This is a genomic window from Luteimonas sp. TWI596 (assembly GCF_039674105.1).
Classification (GTDB): domain Bacteria; phylum Pseudomonadota; class Gammaproteobacteria; order Xanthomonadales; family Xanthomonadaceae; genus Luteimonas.
Map to the genome: position 1 here is coordinate 1 of NZ_JBDJMU010000049.1, position 958 is coordinate 958.

The following is a 958-nucleotide window of genomic DNA, read 5'->3' on the forward strand; positions in this document are numbered from 1 at the left end:
GAGGTCTTGCTCACCGTGATCGACGTGGCGACGACAGGATGTTCGGTCTCGCAGGTCGTACAGACCGGATCGGGATCGTTGCCGCCAGCCGGGTTACTGGCCACGACGACGTTACCGACGCTGCCCGTCGCATCCGCATTGACGGTCGCGGTGTAGGTCAGCGTGTAAGTACCCGGCAGCGTGCCCGCAGGCAACGTGCAGGCCAGCGCGCCCGTGCAAGCAAACGCACCCGCGTCCGTGACGGCACCAAAGGTCAAACCTGCACCGAGTGTGTCGGCAAGCGTCAGCACTTCGGTCGTCGCCGAGTTCGCGACCGTCGCCGTCAGCGTGTAGGTCAGCGTGTCGCCAGGCGACACCTCACTACCGGAGGCCGGGTTGGAGGTCTTGCTCACCGTGATCGACGTCGCAACGACCGGATGCTCGGTCTCGCACGTGGTGCACACGGGCTCGGGGTCGTTGCCACCTGCCGGGTTACTGGCCACCACGACGTTGCCAACGCTGCCCGTCGCATCCGCATTGACAGTCGCGGTGTAGGTCAGCGTGTAGGTGCCCGGCAGCGTGCCGGCCGGCAGCGTGCAGGTCAGCGCACCGGTGCAGGCGAACACGCCCGCATCCGTCACCGACCCGAAGGTCAGGCCGGTGCCCAGTGTGTCGGCGAGCGTCAGCACTTCGGTCGTCGCCGAGTTCGCGACCGTCGCGGTCAGCGTATAGGTCAGCGTGTCGCCAGGTGCGACTTCGCTCCCCGAGGCCGGGTTCGAGGTCTTGGTCACCGTGATCGAGGTCGCAACGACCGGATGCTCGGTTTCGCAGGTCGTGCACACCGGATCGGGATCGTTGCCACCAGCCGGGTTACTGGCCACGACAACGTTGCCAACGCTGCCCGTCGCATCCGCATTGACGGTCGCGGTGTAGGTCAGCGTGTAGACACCCGGCAGCGTGCCGGCAGGCAGCGTGCAGG

At 66.8% G+C, this 958-nt stretch carries 1 protein-coding gene; it reads right to left on the reverse strand.

Translation table 11 applies throughout. From position 1 onward, the window contains the following. A partial coding sequence (locus ABE487_RS17185; RefSeq protein WP_346452924.1) for an isopeptide-forming domain-containing fimbrial protein occupies positions 1-958 on the reverse strand: 958 nt, incomplete at both ends.